The 15,330-nt window shown below is 38.3% G+C and carries 11 protein-coding genes and 1 other annotated feature; of the genes, 8 read left to right on the top strand and 3 right to left on the bottom strand.

Translation table 11 applies throughout. The features are described from left to right. Positions 1-122: 122 nt before the first annotated feature. Positions 123-360, top strand: a binding site (T-box leader). A 53-nt stretch (positions 361-413) separates the two neighbouring features. The 3 genes from M5A78_RS17320 (at position 414) to M5A78_RS17310 (ending at position 6,770) form a co-directional block, all read left to right on the top strand. Beyond that, on the top strand, positions 414-3,056 hold the full coding sequence (locus M5A78_RS17320; protein ID WP_248736535.1) for a valine--tRNA ligase: 2,643 nt from the start codon (positions 414-416) through the stop codon (positions 3,054-3,056). Positions 3,057-3,511: 455 nt separating this feature from the next. Then, positions 3,512-4,849 carry a bifunctional folylpolyglutamate synthase/dihydrofolate synthase gene (locus tag M5A78_RS17315; RefSeq protein WP_248736534.1) on the top strand — a complete coding sequence of 446 codons (1,338 nt, stop codon included), beginning with the start codon at positions 3,512-3,514 and terminating at the stop codon, positions 4,847-4,849. 208 nt (positions 4,850-5,057) lie between these two features. Beyond that, a complete protein-coding gene (locus M5A78_RS17310) occupies positions 5,058-6,770 on the top strand; it encodes a sensor domain-containing diguanylate cyclase (protein ID WP_248736533.1) in 1,713 nt (570 codons plus the stop codon). 61 nt (positions 6,771-6,831) lie between these two features. Here the strand turns inward: M5A78_RS17310 and M5A78_RS17305 are convergent, their stop codons facing one another. The 3 genes from M5A78_RS17305 to M5A78_RS17295 form a co-directional block, all read right to left on the bottom strand. Beyond that, positions 6,832-7,983, bottom strand: coding sequence for a hypothetical protein (locus M5A78_RS17305; protein ID WP_248736532.1), 1,152 nt, complete (start codon positions 7,981-7,983; stop codon positions 6,832-6,834). Further along, positions 7,983-8,453 carry a type II secretion system protein gene (locus tag M5A78_RS17300; RefSeq protein WP_248736531.1) on the bottom strand — a complete coding sequence of 157 codons (471 nt, stop codon included), beginning with the start codon at positions 8,451-8,453 and terminating at the stop codon, positions 7,983-7,985. The genes M5A78_RS17305 and M5A78_RS17300 overlap by 1 nt, the downstream gene beginning before the upstream one ends. A 137-nt stretch (positions 8,454-8,590) precedes the next feature. Next, positions 8,591-8,899, bottom strand: a complete 309-nt coding sequence (locus tag M5A78_RS17295) for a prepilin-type N-terminal cleavage/methylation domain-containing protein (RefSeq protein ID WP_248736530.1) — start codon at positions 8,897-8,899, stop codon at positions 8,591-8,593. Positions 8,900-9,149: 250 nt separating this feature from the next. Here M5A78_RS17295 and M5A78_RS17290 point away from each other — a divergent pair, with 250 nt between their 5' ends. Genes M5A78_RS17290 through M5A78_RS17270 form a run of 5 tightly spaced genes read left to right on the top strand, consistent with a single transcriptional unit; the run spans position 9,150 to position 15,208 of the window. Further along, positions 9,150-9,911: a hypothetical protein gene (locus tag M5A78_RS17290; RefSeq protein WP_248736529.1), complete on the top strand. Its 762-nt coding sequence runs from the start codon at positions 9,150-9,152 to the stop codon at positions 9,909-9,911. Positions 9,912-9,926: 15 nt separating this feature from the next. Beyond that, positions 9,927-11,258 carry a G5 domain-containing protein gene (locus M5A78_RS17285; RefSeq protein WP_248736528.1) on the top strand — a complete coding sequence of 444 codons (1,332 nt, stop codon included), beginning with the start codon at positions 9,927-9,929 and terminating at the stop codon, positions 11,256-11,258. Positions 11,259-11,274: 16 nt separating this feature from the next. Further along, positions 11,275-12,936, top strand: coding sequence for a GspE/PulE family protein (locus M5A78_RS17280; RefSeq protein WP_248736568.1), 1,662 nt, complete (start codon positions 11,275-11,277; stop codon positions 12,934-12,936). Positions 12,937-12,948: 12 nt separating this feature from the next. Then, positions 12,949-13,998 carry a type IV pilus twitching motility protein PilT gene (locus tag M5A78_RS17275; RefSeq protein ID WP_248736527.1) on the top strand — a complete coding sequence of 350 codons (1,050 nt, stop codon included), beginning with the start codon at positions 12,949-12,951 and terminating at the stop codon, positions 13,996-13,998. Beyond that, entirely contained in the window at positions 13,991-15,208 is a 1,218-nt protein-coding gene (locus tag M5A78_RS17270; protein ID WP_248736526.1) for a type II secretion system F family protein, read from the top strand. The genes M5A78_RS17275 and M5A78_RS17270 overlap by 8 nt, the downstream gene beginning before the upstream one ends. Positions 15,209-15,330: the final 122 nt, after the last annotated feature.

Raw genomic sequence — 15,330 nt, 5'->3', positions numbered from 1 at the left:
TATATATTCTAAATATTTGTAAATTCCCCTTAAAACTTACATATAGTATAAAATAAAAGAAATTTGGTCATCATGATTGACGTCTAACCCTTTTTTTCGGTAGTATAACAATATAATTTAAAAAATAAGCAAAGACAGGGAAGAGTATGATGCTGAGCTTACTTAAAGAGAGGGAAATTATTAGCTGGAAAATTTCCTAAGAGGCACATCAGAAGGTCGCCCAAGAGCTTCTTCTGCGAACGGATCCAGTGGTCCTAGTAATGGAAGACGGATGAAATCCGTTATCCTAGTTAAGAGCCAATCATTTTTGTTGATTGGAAAAAAGGTGGTACCGCGAAGCAAACTCCATTCGTCCTTTTATGACGATTGGGGTTTTTTGTATTTTTTAGAAGTAAAAGAAGGAGGAATTTTAGATGGAAACAAAGGAAATAACGATGCCAACTAAATACGACCCGCAATCGATTGAAAAAGGTCGTTATGATTGGTGGTTACAAGGGAAGTTTTTTGAAGCAAAAGATGATGAGAGCAAGCAGCCGTATACAATCGTGATTCCACCGCCAAATGTTACTGGAAAACTTCATATAGGTCATGCTTGGGACACAACCCTGCAAGATATTATCACCAGGATGAAGCGAATGCAGGGCTTTGACGTTCTTTGGCTGCCAGGAATGGACCACGCCGGAATCGCCACCCAAGCAAAGGTGGAAGGAAAACTGCGAAGTGAAGGTAAAAGCCGCTACGACCTTGGTAGAGAAAAATTCGTCGAGGAAACATGGAAGTGGAAGGAAGAATATGCCGCTCATATACGTGCACAGTGGGCAAAACTAGGCTTAGGCTTAGATTACAGCCGCGAGCGTTTCACTCTTGATGAAGGCTTATCTGATGCGGTTCGGGAAGTATTTGTTACCCTTTATAAAAAAGGCCTCATTTACCGCGGGGAATACATTATTAACTGGGATCCGTCCACGAAAACTGCCTTATCTGATATCGAAGTTATTTATAAAGATATTCAAGGTGCGTTTTATCATATGAAATATCCATTGGCAGACGGCTCTGGACAGATTGAAATTGCGACAACTCGTCCAGAAACGATGCTTGGGGATACAGCCGTTGCGGTTCATCCGGAAGACGACCGTTACAAGCACTTAATAGGTAAAACTGTTATTCTGCCAATCGTTGGCCGTGAAATTCCGATTGTTGGCGATGATTATGTTGATATGGAATTCGGCTCTGGTGCGGTAAAAATTACCCCTGCCCATGACCCGAACGATTTTGAAATCGGCAATCGTCACAATCTTCAACGCGTTCTTGTTATGAACGAAGACGGCTCAATGAATGAAAAGGCTGGCAAGTATCAAGGCCTTGACCGCTTCGAGTGTCGCAAGGAAATTGTTAAGGACCTACAAGAACTAGGGATTCTTTTCAAAATTGAAGACCACATGCATTCCGTTGGCCACTCTGAACGGAGCGGCGCGGTTGTGGAACCATACCTTTCAACACAATGGTTTGTTAAAATGCAGCCGCTCGCTGATGAAGCCATTGCCTTGCAGGATAAAGAAAATAAAGTAAAATTCGTTCCTGATCGTTTTGAAAAAACCTACTTGCGCTGGATGGAAAATATCCGCGACTGGTGTATTTCCAGACAGCTTTGGTGGGGGCACCGCATTCCTGCCTGGTACCATAAAGAAACGGGCGAGGTTTATGTTGATCACAAGCCACCTGCAGATAGCGAAAATTGGGAACAGGACAAAGATGTTTTAGATACATGGTTTAGTTCCGCTCTTTGGCCGTTCTCCACAATGGGCTGGCCTGACACGGAAGCAGCTGATTATAAGCGTTACTTCCCTATAAGTGCGCTGGTTACGGGCTATGACATCATTTTCTTCTGGGTATCGAGAATGATTTTCCAAAGCCTTGAGTTTACAGGTGAGCGTCCATTTAATGATGTTCTCATCCACGGCCTCGTTCGTGATGAGCAAGGACGGAAAATGAGTAAATCGCTTGGCAATGGTGTCGACCCAATGGATGTCATTGATAAATATGGTGCCGATGCCTTAAGGTACTTCCTATCGACAGGTAGTTCACCTGGTCAGGATTTACGCTATAGTACGGAAAAGGTTGAAGCTACCTGGAATTTTGCCAATAAAATTTGGAATGCCTCCCGGTTTGCGTTAATGAATATGGACGGCCTGACTTACGAGGATATTGATTTTAGCGGAGAAAAGTCAGTTGCCGATAAGTGGATTTTAACGCGTTTAAATGAAACGATTGAACAAGTGACGAAGCTTTCAGAGCGCTATGAATTTGGGGAAGTTGGCCGTGCGCTTTACAATTTTATCTGGGATGATTTCTGTGATTGGTATATTGAAATGGCGAAGCTGCCGCTTTATGGAGAAGACGAAGCAGCGAAGAAAACGACTCGTTCGATTCTAGCATACGTGTTAGACCAAACGATGCGCTTACTTCATCCGTTCATGCCATTTATCACCGAGGAAATTTGGCAGAACCTCCCTCATAGTGGCGAATCGATTACCGAAGCAAAATGGCCGGAGGTTAAGGCGGAGCTTTCCGATGACGAAGCCGAACAAGAAATGAAGCTTCTCATGGAAATGATTCGGTCTGTACGAAACATTCGTGCCGAAGTAAACACGCCGATGAGCAAGAAAGTCAAAATGCTCGTTAAAGCAAAGGATGAAAAGGTTCTAAAGGCGATTGAGAACAACCGTAGCTATATTGAACGCTTCTGTAACCCGGAGGAACTGCAAATGGGAACAGACATTCAATCTCCTGAAAAAGCAATGACGGCTGTTATTTCAGGCTTGGAAATTATTCTTCCACTTGAAGGCTTGATTAACATTGACGAAGAAATTGCTCGTCTTGAAAAAGAATGGGACCGATTAAATAAAGAAGTAGACAGAGTTCAGAAGAAATTAGGCAATGAAGGCTTTATGAAAAAAGCACCAGAAAGTGTTGTTGCTGAAGAACGTGGCAAGGAAAAGGATTATCTCGAAAAAAGAAGCGTTGTCGAAGCACGGATTAACGAATTAAAAGGTTAAACAGTTAGGTGAGGCGAATCCGGCAATGGATTCGTCTCGCCTATTAATTCGCGTTGAGAAAATAATCAAAATCCTGTCTGAAAGACGCAATTTTGCTGTAAATGCCAATTTATCAGCGGTTTTTAGTCATATATCAGCGAATCCGCACAGTTTATCAGTGAATTTTGGATATTATCAGCGAATTTCCACTTTTATCAGCGAATCAAATAATAGATCTTTTCTGTGGAAAAGGGGCGGAGCGCCGCAAAAATGAATCACTTTAACCAGTTAAAGTGAAATACCCATTTCACTAGACGAAAGATGTGAAGTCTAGCTCTGCTCTCACCGCCTTTATTAGGTGACTACGGCTTGTTCTCTAAATTTATTTCCAGGCTAGGGTTGGGAGTTGAGGCTCATGATAGTTTTTTTAGAAGAAAATATTAAAAATTCAAGTCAAAACAGATGGGGTGTAACGGATGTTTACTGCATATAAAGGAGCCCTTGACTGGATTCATGCAAGGTTAAGACTGGGAATTAAACCAGGTTTAAAACGGATGGAATGGATGATGGATAGGCTTGACCATCCGGAAGCAAAAATAAAAACGGTCCATATCGGCGGAACAAATGGAAAAGGTTCAACGGTTACTTTTCTCCGTTCGATACTCGAGTCCGCAGGATATACGGTCGGCACCTTTACCTCTCCTTATATTGAGCAATTTAACGAACGGATTAGTGTGAACGGGAAACCGATTACTGATGATGAACTTCTAAAGCTTGCCAATGTCATTCGTCCATTAGCGGATGAGTTAGAGGAAACAGAGCTTGGCGGCCCTACTGAATTCGAAGTTATTACTGCTATGGCCTTCTATTATTTTGCAAATAATAGCAAGGTGGACTTGGTTGTTTTTGAGGTGGGGTTAGGTGGACGATTTGATTCCACTAATATTATTCATCCATTAACTTCTATCATTACAAACATTGGCCTTGATCACACGAATATCCTCGGGAATTCATATGAGGAAATTGCTTTTGAAAAAGCTGGAATCATTAAAGAAAACACGCCCGTTTTTACAGCTGTCAAACATCCTGGTGCCAGTAATGTGATTGAAGAACAGGCAGCGAAAAGAAAAGCGCCCTTATATCGCTTAAACGAGGCGTTTTCCATTAGCTCACACGAGTCACTTGATACTGGTGAGATTTTTACTTTACATACTGTATCACAAACTATGGAAAAGCTTGAAATCAGTATGATTGGCCAGCATCAAACTGAGAATGCAGCACTTGCTGTCAGTGCAGCGCAATTTTTAAATCAAGAGAGCTTGTTCAACATTACGGACGAAGCAATCCAAGAAGGGTTAAAAAAGGCATATTGGCCGGGAAGATTTGAGATTCTCTCTGAAAATCCGCTCGTCATTATTGACGGGGCCCATAATGATGAAGGAATAACAGCCTTAGTCCATGAATTAGCTTCCCGATACGCTGACCGTTCTATCCAGATAGTGTTTGCTGCTTTAAAGGATAAAAAGCTCGACAAAATGATTGCTAAACTCGATAAAATCGCAGATCAAATTTCGTTTGTCAGCTTTGATTTTCCACGTGCTGCCGCAGCACAAGATTTATTGAAAATCAGTCAATCATCGAACAAATTGGCTGTCGACAGCTGGGAATCCTATCTTTTTGAGGAGATTCAAAACCTGGATGCAAAAGAGATGTTAGTGATTACGGGTTCTCTCTATTTTATTTCGGAAGTCAAACCGCATTTATCCCGCATTATCAAGCAGGACGATCCCAACATCAGTGTAAAGAGAAACTAATAAGGTAAAGGTATGGGAATCCAACTACCTGAAAAGCCTACTTAACAACTAACCATCAGTGGCTGTGAAAGGCGCTCCACTGATGGTTAGTTGAACTTTATGTAAAAATTCGAAAAATAAGTCGATTCTTTATGACAAGCCTATTATTATTTGATAAAATAATTATATCTTGAATTAATAATAATATATCGGAGAGGGGGAGGGTCAGATGGTTGTAAAACCGCAAGTCCAAAGAACTATTTTTCTGATTTTCTTTTTGATGGTTCCAGCAGGTTTATGGTTTACCTATCACTATAGTCCTCCACACTTCTCCGGCAATTGGATGAATATTTTTGCCTTTTTGCTGTTAACATTAGTTGTTGCGTCGATGCCAATTGTCATCAATGAGATGTTTATCTTTTTAACTCAATGGGTTGCATTAGCGACCTTTTTAAAGTTTGGCTTATTTGTCGAAATTGTCTTTGCCCAAGCTGCGGTTATTAGTTTACTGATAAAACTAAGGGTCCTGAAAAATGGTCAATTATTTCGTCTGCCGCTAAATTTGATTATGTTTTTCATTGTTTCTTTCGTCAGCGGAATGATCTATTACTTACTTGGCGGTCAGACTGGACCAAACTTGGCCCACGATAGGCATTCACTCTTGCTGGCTGTCCTATATGCTGTTTTAAGTTATGTGTTAAATCAAGTCATTATTTCTTTTAATATATATTTTATTTATAAAAGCAAAGTGTCATATTTTGGTAAAGATTTCTTTGTCGAAACGATTACCACGTTAATCACATTGCCAATTGGCATAATTTTATACATTTTATATAATCAGGTAGGATTATTGGCCCTCTTGTTTGTAGGAATCCCGTTTGTTAGTTTATCAATCGTGTTTAATCTTTACTATTCAAGTCAAAAAATAAATGAATATTTGCAAAAGGCGGCAGAAATTGGTCATCAATTGGCCGAACGCCTCAATGTTAATGACGTGATTGACTTATTTATTCAAAAGCTTAGTGAAATGCTGTCCGTTGATTATGCGTATATCTTTGAGGTCACAGGTGAAGAACTTAAATTAATTCGCCGGATTGAAAGCGGTACCGTAATGGACAATGACATTAAACTGTTGAAAAATGAAGGAATCACAGGCATGGTTTGGGCGAAACGGAAGGCTTACCTATTCTCGGCTAAGATGGAATGGCGAGGAATTACAGACCGTTATATTCCTAGTGATGCCGAAAGTGTTCTTTGTGTCCCTATCGTAAAAAGTAAAAAAGTAATTGGGATATTATTATTGGCTTCAAAGAAGAAGCGGGCCTATGAAAAATTCCAGCATATGATTATCGATATCCTTTGTTCCTATTTTGCCGTTGCAATGGAAAATGCCAAGCATTATGAGCGAACAAAAAGACAAAGTGAACACTGCGCGTTAACGAAATTATACAATTATCGCTATTTTGAGAATCTACTTTCCGAGGAATTTGAAAAATTGACTAGTTTTCAACGCCAGATGCTTTCTTTGATCATCCTTGATATCGACCACTTTAAAGAAGTAAATGACACTTATGGTCATCAAAGCGGAAATGAAATCCTATGTGAACTTGCAACCAGAATTAGTAAACTGGTTGGAAATCACGGAACGGTTGCTCGGTATGGCGGAGAGGAATTTGTTGTTCTATTACCAGATGCAACAAAACAGGAAGCTTATCAAATGGCCGAGCACATAAGGCAGGCGATCGCGAACTGGCCATTTATTCTTAGTCAGTCTATTGATCAAAAGCAGCAGCAGGTTAAAATTACTGCTTCAATTGGAGTAGCAACAGCACCTGAGGATGCCGAGGATTCCCTCGCATTAATTCGCCATGCAGACCGGGCGCTTTATGTGGGGGCGAAACGGGCTGGGAGGAATCGGGTGGCAGAGTATTCGTCTTGTTAAAAAAGGTGTGCTCGTAGTTGGATGAAACAACTCCGAGCACACCTCTTTTTATGTGATTTAATTAATAATCAACATTGCTAATCATAGTATCAATATTATCTCCCCAGTTAATTTGGAAATCGGGTGGTACATAGGTTCCACACTCTGACTTAAAGATGGTATCAGTGACTCTATAAGGAGATGTTGTGCTACCGTTTACTTTTCCATATACGATTAATTTCCCTGGGGGATTACTACTGGAAACACTTATGCTCCTAGCCGTTAAATCTCCACGCACACACATTTTGGAAGAAGTCCCAATTGATAAACTATTATCAACAGTTGCATTTCCCCCAATCATAATCTTTGATGTTCCATAAATCTCTAAATGCCCCCCGAAATAAGCATTATCTTTCGTTTCCACTTTAAAATTTAACGCCTTATTCATATTGTTTCCGATGGTAATTGGACCTTCAGCATGAATGGAGATGTTACTTTTATTGTTTTCATTCCCAGTTCCCACTTGTGTAAATGAACCTGTGGTATAGATTGTTTGTTTAGATTTCTTAAAAAGATTGTTTCCGCCAAAGCTTCCATTCCCGTCAATATACACTTCGTCGCAAGCTAGTATACTACATCCAGCTTTAGGTTTTGGTATTTCATTGTAGGTTGGCATTGTATAACCATTTGAAGATCCACTGCCGGCCAAATTGATAATAGAGTCTAAATTTATTATCATCTTTGTACTAAGTTTGGAACCAGTACTTTTCCCATCTTCCTTACCAACAATATCAAAGGTAATATTAACTTTACTAGAATTCGTATCAGGGTCAGGAACAGAAATTAGGTTACTTATTGTAAACGAAGCATTGGTATCATCTATTGGAACTGTGGGTTGTGTGCTCCCAATTGGATAAGCTTTTTGTATTTCATCTGCCAATGTAATTGCTGCCTGTCTTTTAAAGTTCGCCGATGGAGTGGTGGTCATAATAGCTTTTACTTTATCATTAACATCAGTTTGTTTAGATTCAAATAGATTTTGAATTGCAACCTGATAATAGGTTATCCCCATTTCAGCTGTATCAATAGACAGTGATTTCTTCTCTACCACCTGATTTTGCTTCACACTTGTAAAGCCTTGTCCCATGAAAGAGAGAAATACAACCATAAACACTACTATTATTAGTAATACGGTTACAAGAGCATATCCTTGTTCATTTTTAATACTAGGCATTAATATCCAACTCCCTTCATCCGATAAAGAAATGTATCGATATTTACAATATTATTTTTGTTTTTTCTATCACTTGTTTTAACTTTTAAAATGACATCTGATTTATTTGGTTCAATTGTTACCGGTCCTGAACCTTTAATACTAGAATCAATCTTAATTTCTAGGTCATAGCATATTTGGGAATGACTAAATATTTGTGTTTTAGCTGAAGTGAGTTGGTCTTTTTTATAAATGACTGTGATATCACAATTCGAGGAACTGATAGTATAGTTTATATTTGTTTGATGAATTTTCTTTAAATTGGTAATGATTATGTTTGCTTCTTGTTGCAAAGAATTTCTCGACATAGCATTTTTTGAATATAAATAACCTTGAAAAAAAACATTCCAAATAATTACACCAATGATAGATAGGATAGCTAAGGTAACCAGAACTTCGATAAGTGTTAACCCACGTTCATTTCGAATCAATATCCTCATCTCCTATCTTAAAATGTAACCATATGTTTCACTTACAACATTTTTTCTTTTATTAAATAGTTGTATTTGGATGAGATGTGCTTTAGAAAATTTTGCTTCTTTACTAGGTGTTATTTTTATTTTTATAGTTACATCAAAATTCCCCTCCACAGTATAAAAATAATAATATCCGCCTTCTGTCTTTTATTAATAGGCAAATCATCTAGGCTTTCGTTAGTAGGATCTACAAGAAAGGCTTTGGCATGTGGGGAATTCTGCCAATCGATGAGTATTTCTTTTGCAGTATTTATAGCTTGAGTCTTTTCTGCGTTTTGATTATTCATGAACCCCATTTGTGGAAAAAAACGCATAACTGATAAAAAGATAATCGATAAAATAACAATTGAGATAAGAACTTCAAGGAGAGTTACCCCTTTTTCATTTTGACAAAATTTCATAAATTATCCTTTCCCTTCAAGGATGAAAATAGGTATTATTTAAGTTTAAAGTTTTCAAAGTTCATAGAATGAATTTTAGTAATTATTACCTATAAATATTTTCTAGCTTCTTTAAAACTAGCTAAAAGTATTATACAATATTTAGTAGGCGGATTTTGTCTAATTTTTGAAAAAATAAGCAAAAAATAAAAGACTTTGAAAAAAAATGTAGTTTCATAGTATAAAGGACAAAGAGAAAGGGAGTGAATGGATGCAATCTATTATATGGGCCTTTAGTTCTATGTTTGTTCTAATGGTGATTATATCTTTTCTACCGCTTGGATTCACTAAAAGAGGAAAATTTTTTATCGTTTTGGTCAGTTTTGTGTTAGCTTTAGGGGGACTTGCTGCCATATCCTCTTTCCCATTATGGGAAACCGTAATATTGTTAGTTCTACTCATATTCTTTACAGCTTATTTTATGGGTAAGCGCGGTGGCACTGTAATTTTTAAAGAAAATCCCTCATTTGAAGAAAGACTCCCTAGTCAAAATACAAATCCCTTTCTAGATTCCAAAATCGACATGATAAAAATGAAGGAGTCGATGGAATTAACTGAATTAGATTTGGTGGAAGCACCCGTCATAAATATGGCGGATACTATTCAACCAATAGTAAAGCCTGCTATGGAAAAATTGATCGAAAATAAAGAGGATATTTTATTTCTATTAGAGCGGAACTCTGTAAGTGAAGCTTTTGAACAGAAGCAAGAGGAGTCAGAAAATGAAATTGGTTATTTATCCGACATAGAGAGTTTACTTGAAGAGGAGATTTCCAATAGGAATGAAAAGCTGACTGGTAATTGGTTTGAAGAAATGGAGTCGCATGTGCAACACTTTCCTAACGGAATTGAGCCGTTCGGAGATTCTTCTTTTGATTTCCTTAATACTTCAAAAGAAATTGCAGTTGACATAGACAGTGTTCAAGAAGAAACTGAAACGAAAAAAAAGGTAACCTTGCAAAAAATAATGTGATGGGAGGCAGGTGAATTGGGCAAAAATCAACAAATCATTAAGTTGTTTGTTGTTTTATTTTTCAGTACAGCATTTATTTTTAGCTTCTCTCATTATGGTGCGAAGGCATTTGAAAAATTAACAAACACTGACGGGGAATTTTCTGATGGAACAGCAATTGGGGCATTAGATGTTTCCGGGAAAACAGAAGTTGAAGTGATTAGTCTCTTAGAGGAAAAGTATGTAGACTGGCTTAAGGATACAACTATTGGGCTACAATATGGGGAAAAAATTGTTCCATTTGATGTAAACCAATTCCATTTAGATGCTAAACAAACAGTGGATTCAATCAAGGATGGTCAAAAAAATCCAGCTTTCATTACAATTGACAAATCACAGGTAGAAGTACAAGTTCAAATGCTATTCCCGCAGATTAAAATCAATGATATCAACCTTGATAAGCTAACGAACAGTATAAATAAAACAGCGTCACTTTTTGAAGCAGGTTCGCATTCCTTTAACCTTTTTGAAGAATACCTACTAGCTGATCACATTAAAAAGGATGCTGTCTTAAATGTAGCAGTCATTGATATGATAGAAGTACCTGAAGGTTTGCAATCTCTAATTAAGAACAATGCATCAATTGAAATTCCAGAAGAATCTACATTTTCATTGCTAGAATATGCTAAGAAATATAAGATTAAAGAAACCTCTACACTAAATGTGATGGCAACTGGAATCTATCAGGCCGTTTTGCCTTGGAACTTTTCGATTGTAGATAGAAGCATTAGCAGTTCTCTTCCAGATTATGCGAATTTGGGCTTTGAAGCTAAAGTGAATCAAACTAAAAAGGCTGATTTAGTTATAGCCAATCCGAATAAGGTAAAGTATATGCTTGAACTGCAATTGGATAACGGTAGCTTAAAGGTCACCTTAAAGGGTGAAAAGCTTGTTTACAATTATAAAATTACGACAAAAGATGAACAAAAGTTAAAACCAAAAACGATTATTCAATACAGTCCACTGCTTCTTCCAGGAAAAACAACGGTACAAACAAAAGGGGCAGAAGGTCTAATAGTAAAGGTATACCGGGATGTCTATCAAGGCAACACATTTATTAAAAGTGAATTAATTTCAGAGGATTATTATCCACCAACCTATCAAGTGGAAGTTCATGGTTTAGCAGGAAGCGGGCAGGGCACTACCACAAATTCCGGTACGTCTAATCAGAATGGTACAGAAAATAATAATCAGACCACTAATCCTTCTAATTCTATTGGGAATCAAACGACACCCAATTCTGATACAGCTCAACAAGATTCAAATGATAGCGATCTATGGGGAAAACTGAATGAACAACCAAAATAAAAGCAGGGATGTAAAAATGAGGCAAGCACGTAAACGACTTGGTGATTTGTTAATCGAAGAAGGATTAATTACCCTTGAGCAGCTTCGGTCCACCTTAGAGGGAAAAAGTCGGCAACAAAAACTTGGTGAGGCTTTAATAGAACGAGGATATATTACTGAACAACAGTTAATTGAAGTGCTTGAATATCAGCTTGGTATCCCACACATAAGCCTTTTTCATTACCCGTTTGAAACGAATCTTTTTTCGCTTATTTCCAAAGAAACAGCGAGAAGGAATTTAATTATTCCGCTAAAAAAAGAGGGCAATAAACTGTTTGTAGCCATGGCCAATCCAATGGATTTCATCGTGATTGACGATTTACGTTTATCGACCGGATTTCAAATTGAACCCGCCATTGCCACTAAAGATGATATTCTTCGCACTATTAATAAATACTATGATGTTGATGATGGCTTTGATGAGCTACTTGATGAACTTCAACAAAATGAAAAAGGACGAGCTGATGATGTAACCGACCTAGATTCACCAATTGTACGTCTTGTGAATCAGCTTTTATCAAATGCTGTTATCCAAAGAGCCAGTGATATTCATATTGATCCGCAGGAAACTAAGGTTGTTGTCCGTTACCGAATTGATGGTGTACTACGGAATGAGCGAGTTCTGCCTCGTCATATGCAAAGTGTATTGACAGCAAGAATAAAAATTATGTCTAATCTTGATATTACCGAGCACCGAATTCCCCAAGATGGACGGATAAAATTAAATCTCGATTTTCATCCAGTCGATCTCCGTGTTTCAACGCTGCCAACTGTTTACGGTGAGAAAATAGTCATGCGTCTCCTTGATATGGGTTCAACATTAAATGATTTAAGCAAACTGGGATTTAATTCACTTAATATGAAAAGATTTAACGAGATGATTGAAAAACCGACAGGCATTGTTCTCATTACAGGTCCCACAGGATCAGGAAAATCCTCGACTCTTTATGCGGCGCTTAATAAGCTAAATAGTGAAGCGGTCAATATCATTACCATTGAGGATCCAGTTGAGTATCAATTGGAGGGAATTAACCAAATTCAGGTGAACACGAATGTTGGCATGTCCTTTGCTGCGGGATTAAGATCCATCCTTCGCCAAGATCCTAATATAATTATGGTTGGGGAAATTCGTGACAAAGAAACGGCAGAAGTAGCGATCCGGGCATCATTAACAGGACATTTAGTTTTAAGCACGCTTCATACCAATGATTCAATCGGAACTGTTACAAGGCTGATTGATATGGGAGTAGAACCGTTTTTACTTGCATCCTCTTTAAGTGGTATTGTTGCCCAGCGTCTGGTCCGGAAAGTGTGCCGTGATTGTGTGGAAATTCAAGAACCATCAAAACGAGAGCAAGAAATTTTTGCAAAGCGTGGGATGAAAATTGAAAAAATATCCCGGGGGAGAGGCTGCTCATCTTGTAACATGACGGGGTATAAAGGAAGGCTAGCCCTTCATGAAGTATTGGTCATCAATGATGAAATGAGCCGTGCGATGATGAATGGAGAATCTTTTCAAAAGCTAAAGGAAATGGCTACTAAAAATAAAACCATCTTTTTAATTGATGATGGTTTATTAAAAATAAAACAAGGTTTAACAACTACTGAAGAAGTATTAAGAGTAGCAACTCTGGAGTAGGAGTATATGAGCATGAAAGAAAAAATTGATGCAATACTAAGAGCAGCAATTGAATATAAAGCATCCGATATCCATTTAACTGTTGGTGTTCCTCCGGTCATGCGCATAAATGGTGACTTACGAAGGTACGGAACTGATCTATTATTACCAGATGATACTGAGTCAATGGCAAAAGCAATTATTCCAGAAAACATGTGGGATTTATTTAAGGAAAAAGGGGAACTCGATTTCTCCTATGGAGTAGCAGGTAGTTCACGTTTCCGTGTTAATTCCTATCATCAGCGGAAAAGCGTTTCATTAGCTCTTAGGGTGGTTGCCTCAAAGGTTCCCTCAATTGAAGAATTAGATTTGCCTGACATTGTTTCAAAGTTGATGGAGAAACCCCAGGGGCTTATTCTTGTCACCGGCCCAACTGGTAGTGGAAAATCAACCACTCTTGCTTCGATGATTGATTATATGAACCGAACGATGCACAAACATATCATTACCTTAGAAGATCCAATAGAATATCTCCATCGGCACGGAAATTCGATTGTTGATCAACGTGAGGTTGGATTTGATACAAATAACTATGCAAGTGGCTTAAAGGCTGCTCTTCGTCAGGACCCTGATGTTATTCTTGTTGGTGAGATGCGCGACTTAGAGACGATGGCAATTGCAATAACTGCTGCAGAAACAGGGCATCTTGTGTTGGGAACACTCCATACTTCAAGTGCCCCGACAACCATTAACCGGATTATCGATGTATTTCCATCGGTGCAGCAGCCACAAATACGTATTCAGTTAGCTTCAGTTCTAGTGGGGGTAATTTCGCAACGTTTATTTCCTACCGCCGATAAAAAAGGCAGAAAAGCAGCAACAGAGATTTTAGTTAATAATGCTGCAATTGCAAACCTAATCAGAAATGAAAAAATTCATCAAATTCAAAGTACGATGCAAACGTCCCGGGCCCAGGGGATGCATACGCTTGAAATGAGTATTCGAGACCTTATTGATAGAAACATAATTCAGAAGGAATCGGCAACCCAATATTTACATGAAAAGTTGTTAATGAATGGCTAGATATAAATACAATGGACGTGACCGAAAAGGAAAACGGCAGGGCACCGTTAACGCTGCCTCCAAGCGGGAAGCAATGGTCAAGCTTAAGGATGAAGGAATCCGAGTAATTGAAATAAATGAAGTCCCTGAAACGCTGTTGACTAAAGATATTTCAATAGGAAATCCCGTGAAGTTACAGCATTTTGTCATTTATTTAAGACAATTTTCGACATTAATAAAAGCCGGGGTAACAGTTGTTGAAGCAACGTCGATTCTCGCCTTTCAGACTGAAAGTAAAGCATTAAAGAAGGCTTTGCTTGATGTAGAACAGGAATTGAGGGAAGGGAATCCATTATCTGAGGCTGTTGCAAAACACAATAAGATATTCACACCCATGTTTGTTAATATGGTCAAAGCTGGGGAAGTCAGCGGGAACTTGGATGAGACGCTTGATCGCTTGGCTGAGCATTTTGAAAAACAACACTTCACCAGGCAGAAAATAGTATCTGCTCTTGCCTATCCATCTGTTGTAGGAATTATTGCGATTGCAGTTGTCATCTTTTTACTGGTTGCTGTTGTACCAACCTTTGTTACTATGTTTGATGATATGGGTGGAAAGCTTCCAGCAATTACAAGGTTTGTCCTTGCTGCTAGTAGTTTTATGCAATCATTTTGGTGGCTTGTAGCACTCATCATCATATTAATAGTAACAATAATTACTTCCTTAAAAAATAACAAGGAAACGAAATACTATTTAGATTATATGATCTTAAGAATGCCTATTTTCGGAAACTTATTGCAAAAAGCGGCTCTAGCACGAATGATGCGAACACTCAGTTCGTTATTTTCCAGCTCTGTCCCGATTCTTCAAGCAATGGCGATTGTTGAAAAGGTTGTCGAAAATGAAGTCCTCGCCAAAGTAATTCGTGAATCACGTGATTCTCTTGAAAAAGGGCGTTCGATGACTGAGCCTATGCGAATACATTGGGCATTCCCACCGCTCGTTACACAAATGATTGTGATTGGGGAAGAGACTGGTGCGCTCGATGCGATGCTTTCAAAAATTGCTGAATTCTATGAAAAAGAAGTCGAAACAGGAACTGATAGACTTAAATCATTAATAGAGCCGCTTATGATTGTTGTTTTAGCGGGATTGGTTGGTACGATAGTAACATCCATTATGGTGCCAATGTTTGACATGTTCAACCAATTTCAACAGCACAATCAATAATCCGACATCAATTACAAAAAGTTGAGGGGAAATGACAAAATATCATATAATTCTCTTTTCTTTATAATGCCAAATAATGTATACTACAAGAGACTATATTACTAGGTTCAAAGAACCATTTA

The sequence above is a fragment of the Neobacillus rhizosphaerae genome (assembly GCF_937468385.1).
Classification (GTDB): domain Bacteria; phylum Bacillota; class Bacilli; order Bacillales; family Cytobacillaceae; genus Neobacillus; species Neobacillus rhizosphaerae.
Note: the sequence above shows the minus strand (reverse complement) of the source record. Positions and strands in the feature narration are given on the sequence as shown.